This window comes from Streptomyces sp. MMS24-W38 (genome assembly GCF_059889265.1).
In genome coordinates this window covers 6,663,677-6,684,015 of the sequence record NZ_JCBCPP010000001.1, presented here as the reverse complement: position 1 = coordinate 6,684,015, position 20,339 = coordinate 6,663,677, and the positions used below count along the sequence as shown (strand labels likewise).

The 20,339-nt window shown below is 71.7% G+C and carries 17 protein-coding genes; 6 read left to right on the top strand and 11 right to left on the bottom strand.

Annotated features, from left to right (window positions below; translation table 11 throughout):
- Nucleotides 1-148: 148 nt before the first annotated feature.
- The 10 genes from AC6F7H_RS29385 to AC6F7H_RS29340 form a co-directional block, all read right to left on the bottom strand.
- Nucleotides 149-1,147, bottom strand: a complete 999-nt coding sequence (locus AC6F7H_RS29385; protein WP_500760318.1) for a sugar phosphate isomerase/epimerase family protein — start codon at nucleotides 1,145-1,147, stop codon at nucleotides 149-151.
- A 15-nt stretch (nucleotides 1,148-1,162) separates the two neighbouring features.
- Nucleotides 1,163-2,380: a Gfo/Idh/MocA family protein gene (locus AC6F7H_RS29380; RefSeq protein WP_500760316.1), complete on the bottom strand. Its 1,218-nt coding sequence runs from the start codon at nucleotides 2,378-2,380 to the stop codon at nucleotides 1,163-1,165.
- 80 nt (nucleotides 2,381-2,460) lie between these two features.
- Nucleotides 2,461-3,510: a substrate-binding domain-containing protein gene (locus tag AC6F7H_RS29375; protein WP_500760313.1), complete on the bottom strand. Its 1,050-nt coding sequence runs from the start codon at nucleotides 3,508-3,510 to the stop codon at nucleotides 2,461-2,463.
- Nucleotides 3,511-3,527: 17 nt separating this feature from the next.
- Complete coding sequence (locus AC6F7H_RS29370; protein ID WP_500760311.1) at nucleotides 3,528-4,547, bottom strand: ABC transporter permease; 1,020 nt, start codon at nucleotides 4,545-4,547, stop codon at nucleotides 3,528-3,530.
- Nucleotides 4,544-6,061: a sugar ABC transporter ATP-binding protein gene (locus AC6F7H_RS29365; RefSeq protein WP_500760309.1), complete on the bottom strand. Its 1,518-nt coding sequence runs from the start codon at nucleotides 6,059-6,061 to the stop codon at nucleotides 4,544-4,546. Before AC6F7H_RS29365 ends, AC6F7H_RS29370 begins: the two co-directional genes overlap by 4 nt.
- Before the next feature lie 182 nt (nucleotides 6,062-6,243).
- Complete coding sequence (locus AC6F7H_RS29360; RefSeq protein ID WP_500760307.1) at nucleotides 6,244-7,425, bottom strand: ROK family protein; 1,182 nt, start codon at nucleotides 7,423-7,425, stop codon at nucleotides 6,244-6,246.
- Nucleotides 7,426-7,688: 263 nt separating this feature from the next.
- A complete protein-coding gene (locus tag AC6F7H_RS29355; protein ID WP_500762125.1) occupies nucleotides 7,689-8,366 on the bottom strand; it encodes a GntR family transcriptional regulator in 678 nt (225 codons plus the stop codon).
- Nucleotides 8,367-8,513: 147 nt separating this feature from the next.
- Nucleotides 8,514-9,461: a beta-ketoacyl-ACP synthase III gene (locus AC6F7H_RS29350; protein WP_500760304.1), complete on the bottom strand. Its 948-nt coding sequence runs from the start codon at nucleotides 9,459-9,461 to the stop codon at nucleotides 8,514-8,516.
- Nucleotides 9,462-9,625: 164 nt separating this feature from the next.
- On the bottom strand, nucleotides 9,626-9,781 hold the full coding sequence (locus AC6F7H_RS29345; RefSeq protein ID WP_500760301.1) for an MFS transporter small subunit: 156 nt from the start codon (nucleotides 9,779-9,781) through the stop codon (nucleotides 9,626-9,628).
- The gene (locus AC6F7H_RS29340; RefSeq protein ID WP_500760298.1) at nucleotides 9,750-11,111 is read right to left on the bottom strand and encodes an OFA family MFS transporter; all 1,362 of its coding nucleotides are present in this window, start codon (nucleotides 11,109-11,111) and stop codon (nucleotides 9,750-9,752) included. The genes AC6F7H_RS29345 and AC6F7H_RS29340 overlap by 32 nt, the downstream gene beginning before the upstream one ends.
- A gap of 240 nt (nucleotides 11,112-11,351) precedes the next feature.
- Between AC6F7H_RS29340 and AC6F7H_RS29335 the strand changes: the two genes are divergently transcribed.
- The 6 genes from AC6F7H_RS29335 to AC6F7H_RS29310 all read left to right on the top strand — a co-directional run bounded on the left by AC6F7H_RS29335 (nucleotide 11,352) and on the right by AC6F7H_RS29310 (nucleotide 19,260).
- On the top strand, nucleotides 11,352-12,323 hold the full coding sequence (locus AC6F7H_RS29335) for a 2-dehydropantoate 2-reductase (RefSeq protein WP_500760296.1): 972 nt from the start codon (nucleotides 11,352-11,354) through the stop codon (nucleotides 12,321-12,323).
- Nucleotides 12,320-14,266: a molybdopterin oxidoreductase family protein gene (locus tag AC6F7H_RS29330; protein ID WP_500760294.1), complete on the top strand. Its 1,947-nt coding sequence runs from the start codon at nucleotides 12,320-12,322 to the stop codon at nucleotides 14,264-14,266. The genes AC6F7H_RS29335 and AC6F7H_RS29330 overlap by 4 nt, the downstream gene beginning before the upstream one ends.
- 18 nt (nucleotides 14,267-14,284) lie before the next feature.
- Entirely contained in the window at nucleotides 14,285-16,117 is a 1,833-nt protein-coding gene (locus AC6F7H_RS29325; RefSeq protein ID WP_500760291.1) for an NAD(P)H-dependent oxidoreductase subunit E, read from the top strand.
- Nucleotides 16,114-16,974 (top strand): 2Fe-2S iron-sulfur cluster-binding protein, encoded by an 861-nt coding sequence (locus AC6F7H_RS29320; protein ID WP_500760289.1) that lies wholly within the window; start codon nucleotides 16,114-16,116, stop codon nucleotides 16,972-16,974. The genes AC6F7H_RS29325 and AC6F7H_RS29320 overlap by 4 nt, the downstream gene beginning before the upstream one ends.
- Before the next feature lie 35 nt (nucleotides 16,975-17,009).
- On the top strand, nucleotides 17,010-17,858 hold the full coding sequence (gene fdhD / locus AC6F7H_RS29315; RefSeq protein ID WP_500760286.1) for a formate dehydrogenase accessory sulfurtransferase FdhD: 849 nt from the start codon (nucleotides 17,010-17,012) through the stop codon (nucleotides 17,856-17,858).
- Nucleotides 17,859-17,988: 130 nt separating this feature from the next.
- The gene (locus AC6F7H_RS29310; RefSeq protein WP_500760283.1) at nucleotides 17,989-19,260 is read left to right on the top strand and encodes a DUF5005 domain-containing protein; all 1,272 of its coding nucleotides are present in this window, start codon (nucleotides 17,989-17,991) and stop codon (nucleotides 19,258-19,260) included.
- Here AC6F7H_RS29310 and AC6F7H_RS29305 read toward each other — a convergent pair.
- Nucleotides 19,196-20,236: a bile acid:sodium symporter family protein gene (locus tag AC6F7H_RS29305; protein WP_500762123.1), complete on the bottom strand. Its 1,041-nt coding sequence runs from the start codon at nucleotides 20,234-20,236 to the stop codon at nucleotides 19,196-19,198. The two genes, AC6F7H_RS29310 and AC6F7H_RS29305, sit on opposite strands and share 65 nt — an antisense overlap.
- Nucleotides 20,237-20,339: the final 103 nt, after the last annotated feature.

Genomic DNA, 20,339 nt, shown 5'->3' with positions numbered 1-20,339 from the left:
TAACCGCGTTCTTCCGGAACGAACACCCCTTGGGCCAGGGCTGGTCGAACTTTTCCCCAACACAGGACAAAGCGGGATCCAGGCAGGTCGGACCGGGGACCGGCGGATGCTCCGGCCCCCGCCCCCGACCTGCCGTCGGGCGTGCGGTTCAGCTGTTGAACGCGGCGTCGAAGGACGCGCTGGGCGGCTCGAAGTCGTAGGCCTTGAGCCGGGTCAGCGCCTCCGGGGCGCCCTGGAGCCGGTCCATGCCGGCGTCCTCCCATTCGACGGAGACGGGGCCCTGGTAGTCGATGGAGCGCAGCATGCGGAAGACGTCCTCCCAGGGGACGTCGCCGTGGCCGGCGGAGACGAAGTCCCAGCCGCGCCGGGGGTCGCCCCAGGGCAGGTGGGAGCCGAGGCGGCCGTTGCGGCCGTCGAGGCGCTTGCGGGCCTCCTTGCAGTCCACGTGGTAGATCCGGTCGCGGAAGTCCCACAGGAAGCCGACCGGGTCGAGGTCCTGCCACACGAAGTGGGAGGGGTCGAAGTTGAGTCCGAAGGCCGGCCGGTGGTCGACCGCGTCCAGGGTGCGCACGGTGGTCCAGTAGTCGTAGGCGATCTCGCTGGGGTGCACCTCGTGTGCGAACCGCACGCCCTCGGCGTCGAAGACGTCCAGGATCGGGTTCCAGCGCGTCGCGAAGTCCTCGTAGCCGCGGTCGATCATCGACTCGGGAGCGGGCGGGAACATGGCGACCAGATGCCAGATCGCCGACCCGGTGAACCCGATGACGGTGTCGACGCCGAGGCGGGCCGCGGCGCGCGCGGTGTCCTTGATCTCGGCGGCGGCCCGCTGCCGTACGCCCTCGGGTTCGCCGTCGCCCCAGATCCTGGCGGGCAGGATGGCCTGGTGGCGCTCGTCGATGATGGCGTCGCACACCGCCTGGCCGACCAGGTGGTTGGAGATCGCCCAGCACTTGAGGCCGTACTTGTCGAGGAGCTGGTGACGGGAGGCGACGTAGGACGGGTCGGCGAGCGCCTTGTCGACCTCGAAGTGGTCTCCCCAGCAGGCGAGTTCGAGACCGTCGTAGCCGAAGTCGCGGGCGAGTCGGCAGACTTCCTCCAGTGGCAGGTCCGCCCACTGTCCGGTGAACAGCGTGAAGTTGCGCGGCATCGGTATCCGTCCTCCTCAGGCGGCGATCGGCGTGTAGAGGGAGTTCTTCTCGGCGCTCTCCTCCACGGCCGCGAGCACGCGTTGCACCTGCAGCCCGTCGGCGAAGGAGGGTTCGGGTGTGCGGCCGTCGGCGACCGCGTGGACCAGGTCGCGGGCCTGGTGCACGAAGGTGTGCTCGTAGCCGAGGCCGTGGCCCGGCGGCCACCAGGCGTCCAGGTAGGGGTGGTCGGGTTCGGTGACGAGGATGCGGCGGAACCCCGCGTGCGCGCCGGGCTCGGTGCCGTCGTGGTAGGAGAGCTCGTTGAGGCGTTCCAGGTCGAAGGCCAACGAGCCTCGCTCGCCGTTGAGTTCGATGCGCAGGGCGTTCTTCCGGCCGGTGGCGTACCGGGTGGCCTCGAAGGAGGCGAGGGCGCCGGAGGCGAAGCGGCCGGTGAACAGGGCGGCGTCGTCGACGGTGACCTGGCCGGTGCCGGTGGCGTCGACGGCGGCCAGTCCGCTGGTGGGCCCGGTGGGCAGCGGCCGCCGGCGGACGAACGTCTCGGTGAGCGCGGAGACACCCGCCAGCGGCTCCCCCGCCAGGTACTGCGCCAGGTCGACGATGTGCGCGCCGAGGTCGCCGAGCGAGCCGGAGCCGGCCTGTTCCCGGCGCAGCCGCCAGGTCAGCGGGAACGCGGGGTCCACCAGCCAGTCCTGCAGGTACGCCACCCGTACGTGCCGCAGGGTGCCGATGCGGCCCTCGGCCACCATCCGCCGGGCCAGCGCGGTCGCGGGCACCCGGCGGTAGTTGAAGCCGACCATCGCCAACCGGCCCTGCCGCTGGGCCTCTTCGGCGGCGCGCACCATCGCCTCGGCCTCGGCCACGGTGTTGGCGAGGGGCTTCTCGCACAGCACGTGCTTGCCCGCGGCGAGGGCGGCCACCGCGATCTCGGCGTGGCTGTCGCCCGGGGTGCAGATGTCGACGAGGTCGACGTCGTCCCGTTCGACCAGGGCACGCCAGTCGGTCTCGGTGTCCGCCCAGCCGTGGCGGTCGGCCGCCGCGCGCACCGCGGTGGCGTCCCGGCCGCAGATCACGGCCAGTTCGGGGCTCAGCGGCAGGTCGAAGACGCGGCCCGCGGTGCGCCAGCCCTGGGAGTGGGCGGCGCCCATGAAGGCGTAGCCGACCATGCCGACGCGCAGGGGTGGCTTCCCCGTTTCTGCGCCGTCTGCCCCATCTGACTGCTGCGGCTGTGCCATACGGTTGTCCTCCTCGTCGTCGTGGCGGGCGGGGGTGGGCCCCGCCCGGTGGGCTGGTCAGGCCCGTGGGGCGGGGCTCCTCACTTGAAGCCGGTGGGCATGTACTGGTCGACGTTCTCCTTGTCGACCACGGCCGAGTAGCAGGTCAGCGAGGTGGGGATCTCGAACTCGGCGAGGCCTCCGACGCCCTTGCCCTGGCCGAGGGCACGGGCCAGGTCGATCGCGGAGGCGGCCATCGACGGCGGGTACAGCACCGTCGCCTTCAGGACGCCGTTGTCCGCCTTGATCGCCTCGAAGGCGGACAGCGCGCCCGCCCCGCCGACCATCAGGAAGTCGTCGCGCCCGGCCTGCTCGATGGCCCGCAGCGCACCCACGCCCTGGTCGTCGTCGTGGTTCCACAGCGCGTCAAACTTCGACTGTGCCTGGAGGAGTTGGGCCATCTTGGCCTGACCGGACTCGACGGTGAACTCGGCGGCCTGGCGGGCCGCCTTCTTGATGTTGGGGTAGTTCTTCAGTGCGTCGTCGAAGCCCTGGGTGCGCTGCTTGGTGAGCTCCAGGTTGTCCAGGCCGGCCAGTTCGATGACCCGGGCGTTCGGGGTGTCCTTGAGCTTCTCGCCGATGTAGTGCCCGGCGTTCAGGCCCATCCCGTAGTTGTCGCCGCCGATCCAGCAGCGGTAGGCCTGCGGGGTGTTGAAGATGCGGTCGAGGTTGACGACGGGGATGCCGGCGCGCATCGCCTTCAGCCCGACCTGGGTGAGCGCCTTGCCGTCGGCGGGCAGCACCACCAGGACGTCGACCTTCTTGTTGATGAGGGTCTCGATCTGGCCGATCTGCTGGGCGGTGTCGTTGGAGCCCTCGGTGATCTCCATGGTGACGTCGGAGTACTTCTCGGCGCGCTTCTTGGCCTGGTCGTTGATGGCGTTGAGCCAGCCGTGGTCGGCCTGCGGTCCGGCGAAGCCGATGGTGACCGACTTGCCGGGCTTGTCGTCGGCGGCCGGCCGGTCGGCGGCGGTCGGCTCCGCATCACTCGGTTCGTTGCTGGTGCAGCCGGTGACGAGGACACCGGCGGACACGGCGGCGGCTGAGAAGAGCAGCCCTCTGCGGCTCGTGAAAGGCGTCGGCTCTGGCATGGCGGTGAACCCTTTCGTCAGGTCGTGCTCGCGGTACGGCGCTGGACCAGCACGGCGGCGACGATGATCGCGCCCTTGGCGATCTGCTGGACGTCGCTCTGCAGGTTGTTCAGGGCGAAGATGTTGGTGATCGTGGTGAAGATCAGGACGCCCAGCACGGAGCCGACGATGGTGCCGCGGCCTCCGGTGAGCAGGGTGCCGCCGATGATCGCGGCGGCGATGGCGTCGAGTTCGTAGAGGTTGCCGTTGGTGTTCTGGCCGGAGCCGGCCAGGACGATCAGCAGGAAGGCGGCGATGCCGCAGCACAGCCCGGACAGCAGGTAGAGGTAGAGCCGCTGGCGCCGGACGTCGATGCCGGCGAGCCGGGCCGCCTCCGGGTTGCCGCCGACGGCGACGGTGCGGCGCCCGAAGGTGGTCCGGTTGAGCAGCAGCCAGCCGATGACGGTGACCGCCGCGAACACCAGGACCAGGGGTGGGATGCCGAGGACGTAGGAGTCGCGTTCACCGAGGTCGAGGACCCCGTCGACGGTGACGACCTGGGTCCGCCCGTCGGTGATCTGCAGGGCCAGGCCGCGGGCCGAGGCGAGCATGGCGAGCGTCGCGATGAACGGGACCATCCCGCCGTAGGCGATGAGCACCCCGTTGACCAGGCCGCAGCCCAGTCCGACGAGGACGGCGGTGAACAGGATGCCGGCGAAGCCGAACTCCTGGGTGGCGACGGTGGTCGCCCACACCGAGGACAGGGCGACGATCGCGCCGACCGACAGGTCGATGCCGCCGGAGGTGATGACGAAGGTCATGCCGACGGTGACGACACCGATGACGGATGCCTGGGTGAGGACGAGTTGGAGGTTGCGGGTGTCCAGGAACTCGTCGGGTCTGGTGATGCCGCCGATGAGGACGAGCGCGGCGAGCACGCCGAGCAGCGACAGCGTACGGACGTCGGCGCGGAACAGCACGGCGCGCCATGCGGGCGTTTCGCCGGTGGCCGGCACCTTGTCGGTGCGGTCCCGCGGCGGGGAGACGGGCTGCGTCATGACGCCGGGCTTCCTTCCATCACGAGGTCGAGTACACGGTGTTCGTCGAGCTCCCGGGCGGGTGCCGTGTGGACGACGTCGCCTTCCCGGAGCACCAGGACACGGTCGGCGAGGCCGAGCACCTCGGGTACCTCGCTGGAGACGAGCAGTACGGCGAGGCCTTCGTCCGCCAGGCGGCGGACGACCGCGTACAGTTCGGCGCGGGCGCCGACGTCGACGCCGCGGGTGGGTTCGTCCAGCAGCAGCACCCGGCAGCCGCGCAGCAGCCAGCGGGCGAGCACGGCCTTCTGCTGGTTGCCGCCGGACAGGGTGCGCACCGGCACGTCCGGGTTGTCCGGCCGGAGCGACAGCTCACGGGTGGCGGCGCGGGCGGCGCCCAGTTCCGCACCCCGGTCGATCCAACCGGCGCGGGAGAAGCGGGACATGGCGGAGACCGACACATTGCGGGTGACGGACTCCAGCATGAGCAGGGCCTGTGCCTTGCGTTCCTCGGGGGCGAGCCCGATCCCGGCGCGCACGGCGGCGCGGACGCTGCCCGGCCGCAGTGGGCGTCCGTCGACCAGGACACGGCCGGAGTCCGGTTTGCGGGCCCCGTAGACGGTCTCCAGGATCTCGGAGCGCCCGGAGCCGACCAGACCTGCGAGCCCGACGATCTCCCCGGGGCGCAACTGGAGGTCGAGGGGGGCGAACTCGCCCTTGCGGGAGAGCCCTTCGACGGTCAGCACCGGTTCGCCGGTCGGCGGGGAGGCGGGCCGCTCGGGGAAGACGTACTCGACGTCACGACCGGTCATCAGGGAGACCACCTCACGGGTCGGGGTGGACTTCGCGGGCAGCCCGCCCGCGACGGCCCGGCCGTCCTTCAGCACAGTCACCCGGTCCCCGATGCGCCGGATCTCCTCGAGGCGGTGCGAGATGTAGACGACGGCGACTCCGTCGGCGGTCAGATCGCCCACGATTCTGAAGAGGTTCTCGACCTCGTCCGGGTCGAGCGCCGCCGACGGTTCGTCCATCACGATGAGGCGTACGTCGTGCGAGAGCGCCCGCGCCATCGAGACGATCTGCTGTTGTGCCGCCGACAACTCCCCCACCAGTCGGCTCGGTTCGATCTCCGGGTGTCCGAGGCGGGCCAGCAGCCGGCTCGTCGCCTCCCTGGACGTTCTCGGGCGGACCACGAACCCGGCGGTCGTCGGCTCCTGGCCGAGATGGACGTTCTCGGCGACCGTCATGTGTTCCACCAGGTCGAGTTCCTGGTAGATGGTGGCGATACCGAGGCGCATGGCGGCGATCGGCGAGCGCAGGGTGACCGCTTCTCCGCGCCAGCGGATCGTGCCCGTGTCGGGCTGGTGGGCGCCGGCCAGCACCTTGATCAGGGTGGACTTGCCCGCGCCGTTCTGGCCGAGCAGGCAGTGCACCTCGCCGGCCTGGACGTCGAGGTCGACGCCGTCCAGGGCCCGGACGCCGGGGAACGACTTGGTGATGCCGGACATGCTGAGCAGCGGTGGTTCGGGTGCCATGCGGATTCCCCTCGGCGGGCGTGCGGGCCGGTGTCAGGGCGCGGTCGGGCCAACGTTGTCAGAGCAGGGGTGGAGCGGCGGAACCGTACGTGGTGCCGGTGCGCTGTTCCGTGCGGTGAGAACGGTTCGAACGGCGTGAACGGTGGAAGCGGTGCGAACGGTGCGGTGGAGCCGTGGGCTGCTTACGCGGGTGAGAACAGGTGGTCGCTGATGAGCCGGGCCGCGCCGATGACTCCGGCGGTGGGGCCCAACTCCCCGAGGACGATGGGCAGGTTGCCGGTCGCCAGGGGCAGCGACTGGCGGTAGACCTGGGTGCGGATGGCGGCGAGCAGGGTGTGGCCGAGACCGGTCACCCCGCCGCCGATCACCACCAGGCCGGGGTTGAAGAAACTGACCAGGCCGGCGATGACCTGGCCGGTGCGGTTGCCGCCCACGCGGATCAGGTCGAGGGCGGTGGCGTCCCCCGCGGCGGCCGCGGCGGCGACGTCGACGGCGCTGAGCGTGCCGTTCGTCTCCAGGCGGCTCGCGAGTTCGGCGGAGAGCCGCTGTTCGGCGGCCTCCATGGCGTCCCGGGCGAGGGCCGAGCCGCTGAAGTGGGCCTCCAGACAGCCCCGGTTGCCGCAGGCGCACGGGCGGCCGTCGGGTACGGCCTGGATGTGCCCGATGTCGCCGGCGCTGCCCGTCGTACCGCGGTAGACCTCACCGCCGACGACGATGCCGCAGCCGATGCCGGTACCGATCTTGACGCAGAGGAAGTCGCCGACGGTGCGGGCGACGCCCGCGTGCTGCTCTCCCATCGCCATCAGGTTCACGTCGTTGTCGACCATGACCGGGCAGCCGAGTTCCTGGCTGAGCGCCTCCCGTACGGGGAAGCCGTCCCAGCCGGGCATGATCGGCGGTGCCACCGGGATGCCCTCGGGGAAGCGGACCGGGCCCGGGACGCCGATACCGGCGCCGTCGAATCCCTCGGCGAGCCCGGTGGCCTTCAACTTCGCCGCCATGGCCAGGACTTGTTCGAACACCGCGACCGGTCCGTCACGGACGTCGATGGGCTGGTTGAGGTGCCCGAGGATCTCCAGTTCGGCGTTGGTGACGGCGACGTCGACCGAGGTCGCGCCGATGTCCACGCCCAGGAGGCGCAGGTGCGGGTTGAGGCGGATGTTGTGGGAGCGCCGGCCGCCGCGCGAGGCGGCGAGTCCGTCGGCCACGACGAGTTCCGTCTCCAGCAGCCGGTCCACCTCCACGGCCAGCTTCGACCGGGAGAGGTCGACCTGGTCACCCAACTGGGCACGGGAGTTGGGGCCACCGTCGCGCAACAGCCGGAGCAGTCTGGCCTGATGCGCGTTCGCGGGTCGTGCGGTCATACGTCTCACGAACCCCTCCCCGCCTCGATCGGCCTGTGCGCGCCGGATTCCGGCCACGTGCGTGGCGTGCTTTCGGAGGGAACGTAGCAGCGGCTGCCGGAGGTGGGAAGAAGTCGCGCAGGAATTGGCCCCTACTTTTTCCACTCACAGGACAAAGGGGCCCGCGCGGAGCCACGCGGGCCCCTTCCCGCGGTCAGGTCCCCGCGCCCTGGGGGTGCGGTCAGGGCTTCCAGGACTTCACCGTCGGCAGGACGCCGGCGCCGTCAGGGCTTCGCCTGCGCGAGGTAGGAACGCCGGGTGTGCTCGGTGTGTTCGCGCATGAGCCGCTCGGCCAGCTGCTCGTCGCGGTCGGCGACGGCGGCGATCAGGTCGCGGTGCTCGGCCCAGGACTGCCCTCCGCGCTGCCGGGCGACGGGGGTGTGGTACCAGCGCACACGGCGGCCGACCTGGGCGGCGAGTTCGGCGAGGACCGCGTTGCCGGCCAGGTCCATGATCTTGGCGTGGAAGCGGGCGTTGAGGACGACGGCGGCGTCCACGTCGTCGGAGGCCACGGCCTCCAGGCCCAGCGCCAGGATCTCCTCCAGGGCCTCGATGCCCGCGCTGTCGGCGTTGAGCGCGGCGAGCCTGGCGGCCTCGGCCTCCAGCAGCGTGCGCACGGTGAGGAGTTGGTCGGCCTCCTGCTCCGTCGGCTCGTGCACGAACGCGCCCTGCGCGGGGCGCAGATCGACCCAGCCCTCGGTGTTCAGCCGCTGCAGCGCCTCGCGCACCGGCTGCCGGGAGACCCCGAGGTGACCGGCGAGTTCGCTCTCGACCAGATGCTGGCCGGGCTGGAGGGCGCGCGTGGTGATGAGCTCGAGCAGTGCCTCGTAGACCCGGTCCCGTAGCGGTCCCGGTCGTTCGAGCTTGGGCACCGCCCCCTGGGGCAGTCCGGTCGACAGCATCACGGTCCCCCTCCTCGGCAGCCCGCGCCCGGCCGCCCGGCCGGTCGTTCGGCGCCGCCAGTAGTGATTGTCTTTCGTCTACAGTCTACGGCGCCCACATGCCAGGGAGAGGGGGAGTCGATCGCGTCACACCCGTACGAGGGATCTTCAGGGGCAGCGGACGACCTGCCCCGCGTACGACAGGTTCCCGCCGAAGCCGAAGAGCAGGACCGGGTCGCCGGACGACACCGCGCCCCGCTCGACGAGCTTGGCGAAGGCGAGCGGGATGCTCGCGGCCGACGTGTTGCCCGACTCGGTGACGTCGCGGGCGACGACGGCGTTGACGGCGCCGATCTTGAGCGCGAGGGGTTCGATGATCCGCAGGTTGGCCTGGTGCAGCACCACCCCGGCGAGTTCCTCCGGGGCCAGTCCCGCCTTCTCACAGGCCTGGCGGGCGATGGCCGGCAGCCTCGTGGTCGCCCAGCGGTACACGCTCTGTCCCTCCTGCGCGAACCGCGGCGGCGTCCCCTCGATCCGCACCGCGTTGCCCATCTCCGGCACCGAGCCCCACAGCACGGGCCCGATCCCGGGCTCCTCGGAGGTCTCGGCCGCCTCGACGACCACGGCACCCGCCCCGTCGCCGACGAGCACGCAGGTGGAGCGGTCGGTCCAGTCCGCCACCTCGGACATCTTGTCGGCGCCGATGACCAGCGCGCGGCTCGCGGCGCCGGCCCGCACGGCGTGGTCGGCGGTGGCCAGCGCATGGGTGAACCCGGCGCACACCACGTTGACGTCCATCGCGGCGGGTCCGGGAATGCCGAGGCGGGCGGCGACCCGGGCCGCCATGTTGGGCGAGCGGTCGATCGCGGTGGACGTGGCGACCAGCACCAGATCGATCTCCGTGGGGGTGCGGCCGGCCGCCGCCAGCGCCTTGGCCGCGGCGTGGGCGGCCAGTTCGTCGACGGGCTCCTCGGGGCCCGCGATGTGACGGGTGCGGATGCCGACCCGGCTCGTGATCCACTCGTCGCTGGTGTCGACCATGCCCGCCAGCTCCTCGTTGGTGAGCACCCGGGCGGGCTGGTAGTGGCCGACGGCGGCGATGCGCGAGCCGATCATGGGCGGATCCCCCTCGTGTTGCGGTTGCGGGATCCATCAGTCTGGTCAGTGACCGACGGGTACACCGACAGGTGATGCGACAGGAATCGGGCGCCGGGCTTGTCGGCTTCGGTCAGGCCCGCGGACGTCCGGACACGCGTCCCGATGTGCCCGGACACCGCCCGTCATCCGGTGAACAATTGTGTCGCCTTCCGTACGAGTTCGTACAGCCCGTAGGCGAGCGGCACCCCCACCCACAGCCAGGCGAAGGTGATCAGCCCGCGGCGGGCGGGGCCGACCCCGCCCGCGTCAGGCGGACTCGTGCTGCTGTCGCCGGTCATCGGCGGCCTCCTTCGTCAGGTCGGGGCTGGGGACGTGGTGGCGGGGATGCACGGGCCGGACGAGTTCGTTGGCGACGAAACCGACCACGAGCAGGCCGATCATGACGAGGAACGACAGCCCGTACAGCGACGAGCCGTGCTTCCCCGCCTCCTCCTGCCGGTCGGCGACCCAGTTCACGATGAGCGGCCCGAGCACGCCGGCCGTGGACCAGGCGGTGAGCAGCCGTCCGTGGATGGCGCCGACCTGGTAGGTGCCGAAGAGGTCCTTCAGATACGCCGGGGCCGCGGCGAAGCCGCCTCCGTAGAAGGAGAGGATGACCAGCGCGCACAGCACGAACAGCGGCTTGGAGGTGTCGCCGAACATCGCGATCAGGGTGTACATCAGCGCGCCGACGCCCAGGTAGAGGCGGTAGACGTTCTTCCGGCCGATCACGTCGGAGGCGGAGGACCAGCCGATGCGGCCCGCCATGTTCGCCGCCGACAGCAGGGCGACGAAGCCGGCGGCCGCGGTCGCCGACACCGGCGCGGAGGTGTCCGCGAAGAAGTCGGTGATCATCGGGGCCGCCTTCTCGAGGATCCCGATGCCGGCGGTGACGTTCATGCAGAGCGCCAGCCACAGCAGCCAGAACTGCGGGGTGCGCAGGGCGCCGCGGGCCGAGACCTGCGGACCGGTGAGGGCCGCGGCCACCGGAGCACGGCCCGTCGGAGCGTGGCCCCTCTGCCGCGCGGGACGCGGCACTCGCACCAGCATCACGCCGAGCAGCATGAACAGGGCGTACGTCAGCCCGTGCACGAGGAAGGCCAGGGCGATGCCGGTGTTGTCGGTGCCGAAGGACTCGAGCATCTGCGCCGACCACGGCGAGGCGATCAGCGCGCCGCCGCCGAAGCCCATGATGGCGATTCCGGTGGCCATGCCGGGCCGGTCCGGGAACCACTTGATCAGGGTCGACACGGGCGAGATGTAGCCGATGCCGAGGCCGACGCCGCCCACGAAGCCGTAGCCGAAGACGATCAGCCAGTACTGCTCGGTGGCCGCGCCGAGGGCGGAGAGCAGGAAGCCGGAGGAGAAGCAGACGAGGGCGACGGTCATCGCCCAGCGCGGCCCCTTGCGCTCCACGAGGGTGCCGCCGAACGCGGCGGACAGGCCCAGCATGACGATGCCGAGCTGGAACGGCAGCGCGCTCTGGGTGCCGCTGAGGCCCAGAGCGGACTCGAGCGGAGGCTTGAACACGCTCCAGGCGTAGGCCTGGCCGATGGAGAGGTGGACCGAGAGGGCGGCGGGCGGAACGAGCCAGCGGCTCCAGCCCGGGGGCGCGAGGGGAGGACTCATGGAACCCGGACGGTAGGGAGAACCCGGGTGGTTGAAAACCCGTCGGGTCGACGGTATGCGGTGAGCGGTATGCCGTCTGCGACGAACGGTCGGATCGACCGGTGCCCGAAAGGCGGGGCGTGCGCGAACCCTTGCCGACCCCACCTCCATACTGTAGACAATATTTCGTCGACATAAGTCGAATTCGACCGTTGACCTCCACCTCCGCGGTACTCCCTCGACCGAACGGAGCGTTCCCCAGTGAAAGTGGCAGTTCTCGGCGCCGGGGCCATCGGCGCCTACGTCGGCGCCGCGCTCCATCGCGCGGGTGCCGATGTGCACCTCGTAGCCCGTGGACCGCATCTGGCGGCCATGAGGCAGCACGGCGTGCGGGTGCTCAGCCCACGCGGCGACTTCACGGCGCGCCCCCACGCGACCGACGACCCGGCCGAGATCGGCCCGGCCGACTACGTCTTCCTCGGCCTCAAGGCCAACGCGTACGCGGCGTGCGGGCCGCTGATCGCACCCCTGCTGCACGACACCACGGCGGTCGTGGCCGCCCAGAACGGCATTCCCTGGTGGTACTTCCACCGGCACGGCGGCCCCCACGACGGCCACCGCGTGGAAAGCGTGGACCCCGGCGGCGCGGTCAGTGCGGTGCTCGCGCCCCAGCGGGCGATCGGCTGTGTCGTCTACGCGGCCACCGAGCTCGAAGGGCCCGGCGTCGTACGGCACTTGGAGGGCACCCGATTCTCGATCGGGGAGCCCGACCGCAGTGTCTCCGCGCGCTGCCTCGCGTTCAGCGGGGCGATGGTGGACGGCGGGCTGAAGTGCCCGGTGGAGCCCGAACTGCGCGGCGACATCTGGGTCAAGCTGCTCGGCAACATCTCCTTCAACCCGATCAGCGCCCTCGCCCGTGCGACCATGCGGCAGATGTGCCTGCACGGCGGTACCCGCAGGGTCATCGAGATCATGATGAACGAGACGCTCTCGGTCGCCCGCGCCCTCGGCTGCGAGGTCGGCGTGTCCGTGGAGCGCCGGCTGGCCGGCGCCGAGCGCGTCGGCGACCACCGCACGTCCACGCTCCAGGACCTGGAGCGTGGCAAACCGCTCGAACTCGACGTACTGCTCGCCGCCGTCGTCGAGTTGGCGGACATCACCGGTGTGGAGGTACCCACCCTGCGCACCGTGCACGCCATCTCGGACCTGCTCGCGCTGAGGAGCGCCGCATGAAGAGCACCAGGAAACGCGACCGGAGCCCGAAGACCTACACCAGGCTCACCCATCCCCTGGTCCGCGACTCGCGTGACGAGCCGTTCCGGCGGGCCACCTGGGACGAGGCCCTGGAGCGGGCCGCCCGGGGGATCGGCGCCGCACGCGGCGCGTTCGGGATGTTCTCCTGTGCCCGCGCGACCAATGAGATGAACTACGTGGCGCAGAAGTTCGCCCGGGTCGTCATGGGCACCCACAACGTGGACTCCTGCAACCGCACCTGTCACGCCCCGTCCGTGGCCGGTCTGTCGGCCGCGTTCGGCTCCGGCGGCGGGACCTCGTCGTACGAGGAGATCGAGCACACCGACGTCATCGTGATGTGGGGTTCCAACGCCCGCTTCGCACACCCGATCTTCTTCCAGCACGTGCTGAAGGGCATTCACAACGGCGCCCGCATGTACGCGGTCGACCCGCGGCGGACGTCGACCGCCGAATGGGCGGAGAGCTGGCTCGGGCTGAACGTCGGCACGGACATCCCGATGGCGCACGCGATCGGCCGCGAGATCATCCACGCCGGCCTGGTCAACGAGGCGTTCGTCCGGGGGGCGACCACCGGCTTCGAGGAGTACCGGGCACTCGTCGAGCCGTGGACGCTGTCCCTCGCCGAGAAGGTGACCGGCGTACCGGCCGCAGCAATAAGGGAGTTGGCACACGCCTACGCCCGCGCCGAGCGCGCCCAGCTGTGCTGGACCCTCGGCATCACCGAGCACCACAACGGCACCGACAACGTCCGCGCCCTGGTCAACCTCTCGTTGCTCACCGGCCATGTCGGCCGCTACGGCGCCGGTCTGCAGCCGCTGCGCGGCCAGAACAACGTGCAGGGCGGCGGCGACATGGGGGCGATCCCCAACCGGCTGCCCGGCTTCCAGGACATCCTCGACCCCGCGATCCGGCTGAAGTTCGAGTCCGCCTGGGGCACCGTCCTCCCGCCGCGCTACGGGATGACGCTCACGGAGATGTTCGAGGCCATGGACGACGGTTCGCTGCGGGCCGTCTACTGCATCGGGGAGAACCCGGCGCAGTCCGAGGCGGACGCCGATCAGGCGGTACGGCGGCTGAGCGGGCTGGACTTCCTGGTGGTGCAGGACATCTTCCTGACGAAGACCGCCGAACTCGCGGACGTCGTCCTGCCGGCCACCGCGGGGTGGGCGGAGACCGACGGCACCACCACCAACAGCGAGCGCAGGGTGCAGCGCGTCCGCCGGGCGGTGACGCCGCCCGGTGAGGCACGCGAGGACATCGACATCATCTGCGATCTCGCCATCCGCCTCGGCCACGACTGGAAGTACGCCGACGCCGAGGCCGTCTGGGACGAGCTCCGGTCCGTCTCCCCCGACCACCACGGCATGACCTACGGGCGGCTGGACGAGCACCAGGGCATCCAGTGGCCGTGCCCGAGCACCGACGCGCTCGAACCGCCGTATCTGCACGGCAGGTTGTGGGATCCGGATCCGGACCGTCGGGGCAGGCCCGCGCCGTTCGGGATCGTGCAGCACGACCCGCCGGTCGACCTCACCGACGAGGAGTATCCGATCCGGCTCACCACCGGACGCCGGCTCGACTCGTACAACACCGGTGTGCAGAGCGGCGGTTACTCTTCGCCCCTGCGGCGCGGCGAGGCCGTCGAGCTGTGCCCGGAGGACGCCGAGCGCTACGGCGTGGTGGTCGGCGAGCAGGTGCGGGTGACGTCCCGGCGCGGGTCGGTGCTGGCGCCGGTGTGGGTGGACACCGCGCTGCGGCCGGGGCTCGCCTTCATGAGCTTCCACTTCCCCGACGAGGTGGACACCAACGTGCTGACCATCGAGGCCAACTGTCCCATCGCCGGGACCGCGGAGTTCAAGGCCTCGGCGATCCGGATCGAGAAGCTCCCGGCTCCGTGCCCCAGCGACCCAGTGATCCAGTGATCCAGTGAGGTGACGTAAGTGGACCTGCGCTTCGGTGACAGCAAACCGACGGACGAGGAGCGGGCGGCGGTCGACGCACTGCTCGGTCCTCCCGAGTCCTCGTGGGAGGGTGCCGACCGCGACGGGATGCGGGCCGGCGATCTGAGGTGGGCCCGCGGCGGGCGGGAGGCCCGGGACCGCCGCGACCAGCTGCTGCCGGGGCTGCACGCGGTCAACGACCGGGTGGGCTGGATCAGCGAGGGCGCCCTGGACTATCTGTGCCGGCGGCTGACGGTGCCGCCGTCGGAGGCGTACGGGGTGGCCACGTTCTACGCGATGTTCTCCGTCAAGCCGCGCCCGGCGACCGTGCTGCACGTGTGCACGGACCTCGCGTGCGCGGCGGCCGGGGCCGGGGCGCTGTGTGCCGGGATCGAGTCGCGGCTCGGGCCCGGCAGCGGGGTGAGCGTCGAGCGCAGCCCCTGTCTGGGCCTGTGCGAACGCGCCCCGGCGGCCCTGGCGATCAGGGCCGGGGAGCCGGTGCGTACGGCGGTGTCGGCGCCGGCGACGGTGGACTCGGCGGTGCTCGCGGCGAGCACGCCCGACGCCGCCCCCGAGGAGCCGGCGGCGGCGATGGCGGTGCCCCAGGCCGGGGACCCCTCGCTGACACTGCTGCGCCGGGTCGGCGCGGTCGACCCGGCGTCGCTTGACGACTACCGCGCCCACGGCGGCTACGCGGCCCTGCGCCGGGCCTTCGCGCTGGGGCCGGCCGGGGTGATCCGGGAGGTCACCGACTCGGGCCTGGTCGGACGGGGCGGCGCCGCCTTCCCCACCGGCCGCAAGTGGCAGGCCACGGCGTCCCAGCCGGACCGGCCGCACTACCTCGTGTGCAACGCCGACGAGTCCGAGCCCGGGACCTTCAAGGACCGGGTGATCATGGAGGGCGATCCGTACGCGCTGGTGGAGGCGATGACCATCGCCGCCTACGCGACCGGCGCGCACAAGGGGTACCTCTATCTGCGCGGTGAGTACCCGCGAGCACTCCACCGCATGCGGCACGCCGTCGACCAGGCGCGGGCGCGCGGCCTGCTGGGCGACGACGTCCTCGGCCAGGGGTACGCCTTCGACATCGAGATCCGGCGCGGCGCGGGCGCGTACATCTGCGGTGAGGAGACCGCGCTGTTCAACTCCCTCGAGGGCTACCGGGGCGAGCCCCGCTCCAAGCCCCCCTTCCCGGTGGAGAAGGGCCTGTTCGGCAAGCCGACGGTGGAGAACAACGTCGAGACGCTCGTCAACGTCCTGCCCGTCCTGACGATGGGCGCCCCGGCGTACGCGGCGATCGGCACCGAGCGGTCCACCGGCCCCAAGCTGTTCTGCGTGTCCGGCAGCGTCGGCCGGCCCGGGATCTACGAACTGCCGTTCGGCGCGACGCTGGGCGAGCTGCTGGAGCTGGCCGAGGTGCGCGACGGACTGCGGGCGGTGCTGCTCGGCGGGGCGGCCGGCGGCTTCGTGCGCGCCGACGAACTGGACATCCCGCTCACCTTCGAGGGCACCCGCCAGGCGGGTACGACGCTCGGCTCGGGGGTCGTGATGGCCTTCGACGACACCGTGCCGCTGCCCCGGCTGCTGCTGCGCATCGCGCAGTTCTTCCGCGACGAGTCCTGCGGGCAGTGCGTGCCGTGCCGGGTCGGGACCGTACGCCAGGAGGAGGCGCTCACCCGGATCGTGGAACGCACCGGCTCCGACGCCGCCGGTGACATCGCCCTGCTGCGCGAGGTGGGCAGCGCGATGCGGGACGCCTCGATCTGCGGTCTGGGCCAGACCGCGTGGAACGCCGTGGAATCCGCCATCGACCGTCTGGGGGCCTACGAATGACCGTGACACCGCTGGGGATTCCCCGCCGCCTGCTGGAGTTCACCCTGGACGGCGAGCCGGTCCGGGCGCCCGAGGGGTCGACGATCCTGGACGCCTGCCGGGCGGCCGGGAAGGACGTCCCGACGCTGTGCGAGGGCGACACGCTGACGCCGAAGAACGCGTGCCGCGTGTGCGTGGTGGAGGTCGAGGGCTCGCGCACGCTGGTCCCGGCCTGCTCGCGCAAGGCCGAGCCGGGCATGGAGGTGCGCACCGGCACCGAGCGGGCCCGGCACAGCCGGAAGGTGGTCCTCGAACTGCTCGCGTCCTCCGTCGACCTGTCGACGACCCCGCGGGCCGCCGAGTGGATCAAGGAGTACGAGGCGAAACCGGACCGCTTCGGCCCGGACGCGGCCCGCCTCGACGAGGAGCCGAGGGTCGACAACGACCTGTACGTGCGCGACTACGGCAAGTGCATCCTCTGCTACAAGTGCGTGGACGCCTGCGGCGACCAGTGGCAGAACTCCTTCGCGATCTCGGTCGCGGGCCGTGGTTTCGACGCGCGGATCGCGGTCGAACACGACGGTCCGCTGACCGAGTCGGCGTGCGTGTACTGCGGGAACTGCATCGAGGTGTGCCCGACGGGCGCCCTGTCGTTCAAGTCGGAGTTCGACATGCGGGCGGCGGGCACCTGGAACGAGTCGGCGCAGACGCGGACCACGACGGTGTGCGCGTACTGCGGAGTGGGCTGCAACCTCACGCTGCACGTACAGGACAATGAGATCGTGAAGGTCAGCTCACCGCACGACAATCCGGTGACCCACGGCAACCTGTGCATCAAGGGCCGCTTCGGCTATCAACACGTACAGAACCGGGACTGACACCAGGAACGACCAGGAGACTGGGGACTGGGGACATGGGACGAGTCACAGAACGACGCAAGGTGGTCCGCATCCGCGACGGGGTGGTGTCCACCCGCCCGGACACGCTCGTCACCGAGGAGCCCCTGGAGATCCGGCTGAACGGGAAGCCGCTGGCGATCACGATGCGCACCCCGGGTGACGACTTCGCGCTGGCCGTCGGCTTCCTGGTCAGCGAGGGCGTCCTGGCGGCCGGCTCCGACCTGCGGAACGTCGTGTACTGCGCGGGGGCGACCGCGGACGGTTCGAACACGTACAACGTGGTGGATGTGCAGACCGCGCCGGGCGTGGCGATCCCGGACATCACGCTCGAGCGCAACGTGTACACGACCTCGTCCTGCGGTCTGTGCGGCAAGGCGAGTCTGGACGCGGTGCGCACCACGACCCGCCACCCGATCGCCGACAGCCCGCCCCTGCGCCTCACCCCGGAGCTGCTGGCCGCTCTGCCCGACCGGCTGCGCGCCTCCCAGCGGGTCTTCGACCGGACGGGCGGCCTGCACGCGGCGGCCCTGTTCGACGAGGACGGCGAGCTGCTGGACGTGCGGGAGGACGTGGGCCGGCACAACGCGGTCGACAAGCTGGTCGGCCGCGCGCTGCAGAACGGGAACCTGCCGTTGTCCCGGACCGTCCTGATGGTCTCCGGCCGGGCCTCCTTCGAGCTGGCACAGAAGGCGGTCATGGCGGGCGTCCCGGTGCTGGCGGCCGTCTCGGCGCCGTCCTCGCTGGCCGTGGACCTGGCGGCGGAGACGGGGCTGACCCTCGTGGGGTTCCTGCGGGGCAGTTCCATGAACGTGTACGCGGGTGAGGACCGTATCGTCCTGCGGACCGCGGTCGCCCAGGGCTGACCGGTTCCCCGCGGCACGGCGGCGGGGTCCCTCCCGGCGGGGAGCGCCCCCTGCGCCGTGGGGGCCCCGCCTCGATGCATGACCACCGCGCCATGGACCCGGGCCACGGCGGCCACTGACGTCCCGGAGCGTGCCCGACGACACAGCACGAGTACGCATACGAGAAGAAGAACGCGCAGGAGTACGCGTACGGAGGAGGACGGCGGCCAGGGCACGCCTGCTGCTCGCGGCGGCGCCGGCACTGCTCCTCCGGCGCCGTGCTGGTCTCCGTCCTGCCGGAGGACGACGACCGGGGCGCAGCGACGGCGCCTGCGCGCCGCACACCGTCGCCTCCTGGGCGGCGGAGGACACCCTCACCGCCGAGTTCGCCCGCTACGGCGACGACGCCGCACGCACCGACGACCGGACGGGCGGCGACGGCACCCACTCGGTGCGGCTGCCCGACGGCCGGCTGCTGTGGCTGTTCTCCGACACCTACCTGGGCCCGCCCGATCCGGTCGGCGAGTCCCACGCCTGGCAGGACCCCGCCACGCCGCTGGTGCGCAACTCCGCCGTCCTGATGCGCGACGGCCGGCTCGAAACCACCCTCCCCGCCCCGCTCTTCCCCGACCCCGCGCCGGACCGGTGGCGCTGGCCGGTCGCCGCCCGGGTCGAGCCCCGCGCCCCCGGCTCCGCGGAACGGGTCGGCCGGGTCGTGCTGTGGGTGCGTACGGCCGGGCAGCCCCCGTGGACCTACGGCGTGCCCACCGCCACCGAGGTCGCCACGCTCTCCCCGCCCGATCTGCGCCTGGAGTCGGTGGTGGAGGTGCTCGACCAGCGGAACGTCCCCGATCCGTCCCGCCGGGTCCTGTTCGGCACCACCCTGGTCGAGGAGGACGGCTGGACGTACGTCTTCGGCGGCGACGACGGCCGGGCCGTCTCCCGCGGGGCCTCCCACGCGTACGTGGCGCGGGTCGTGGCGGGCGGGCTCGCCGATCCGGCTGCCTGGGAGCACTGGAACGGCTCGGCGTGGCAGACCCGAGCCCGCCCGCGTCCGGTGCTCGGCGACGGACACCGCACCGGCGTGGGCAGCGCCTTCTCCGTGGTGCGGGACGGCGGGACGTACGTCCTGTTCACGATGGCCGCGGGCGCCAGGGGGCTGAGCACGGTGGCGTCGTACTGGTCCTGCTCCCCCGCCGGCCCGTGGCACGGACCGGCGAAGGAGTTCGCTCCCGCGCTGCCTGAGGGCGGGACCGCCGCCTACAACCCGCAGACCCACCCGGAACTGGGCGACGACGGACGGCTGGTGCTCAGCTACGACGTCAACCTGCTCGAGCCGTCCGGCGCCGCGGTGCCGCTCAGCCGGAACGTGTCCCTGTACCGGCCCCGGTTCGTGACGATCCGACTGGGGTCCGGACGGTGACGTCCACGTCCTCGGCGGTCCCCGCGTCGAGGGGGTCGGCATCGTGCGAGCGGCGTTTGGCGATCACCGCGCAGACCATCAGCTGCATCTGGTGGAACAGCATCAGCGGCAGCACGGCCAGCGAGGCCTGCGCGCCGAACAGCACGCTCGCCATGGGCAGTCCGGCGGCCAGGGACTTCTTCGAACCCGCGAACTGGATCGCGATCCGGTCCGCCCGGCCGAACTTCAGCGCCTTGGCTCCGTACCAGGTCAGCAGCAGCATCACGGCGAGCAGTACGGCCTCGACGGCGAGCAGGCCGCCCAGCCGGGCCGGGCTCACCTGGCTCCAGACGCCCCGCACCATTCCCTGGCTGAACGCGGTGTAGACGACGAGCAGGATCGAGCCCCGGTCGACCAGTCCGAGCACCTTGCGGTGGCGGGTGACGAACCCCCCGATCCAGCGGCGCAGCACCTGCCCGGCGACGAACGGCACCAGCAGTTGCAGCACGATCTTCGTCACCGAGTCGGCGGAGAACCCGCCGGCGCCCCCGCCCAGCAGCGCCGCCGCGAGCAAGGGGGTCGCCACGATGCCGACGAGTGAGGAGAAGGAGCCGGCGCAGATCGCGGCGGGCACGTTGCCGCGGGCGATGGAGGTGAAGGCGATGGACGACTGGATGGTGGACGGGACGAGCGTGAGGAAGAGCAGGCCCTGGTGAAGGGGATCGGTCAGCAGGACCGGGACGAACCCGCGGGCGGCCAGACCGAGCAGCGGGAAGACGACGAAGGTGCAGGCCAGGACGGTGCCGTGGAGCCGCCAGTGCCTCAGTCCGTCCAGTGCCTCACGGGTGGAGAGCCGGGCGCCGTAGAGGAAGAAGAGGAGGGCGATGGCGGCGGTGGAGGCGCCGGAGGCCAGATCGGCGCCGGCGCCGCGCGCCGGGAGCAGTGCGGCCAGGCCCACCGTCCCCAGCAGGAGCAGGATGTACGGGTCGATCGGCATCCGGCTCGGCCGGTGCGGGCGTTTCACGGTGCTTCACTTGCTCCATTCACTCGGGGCACTCCGGGACTCTTCGGGTCGCTCGGCGATGCGGCGACGCGGCGGT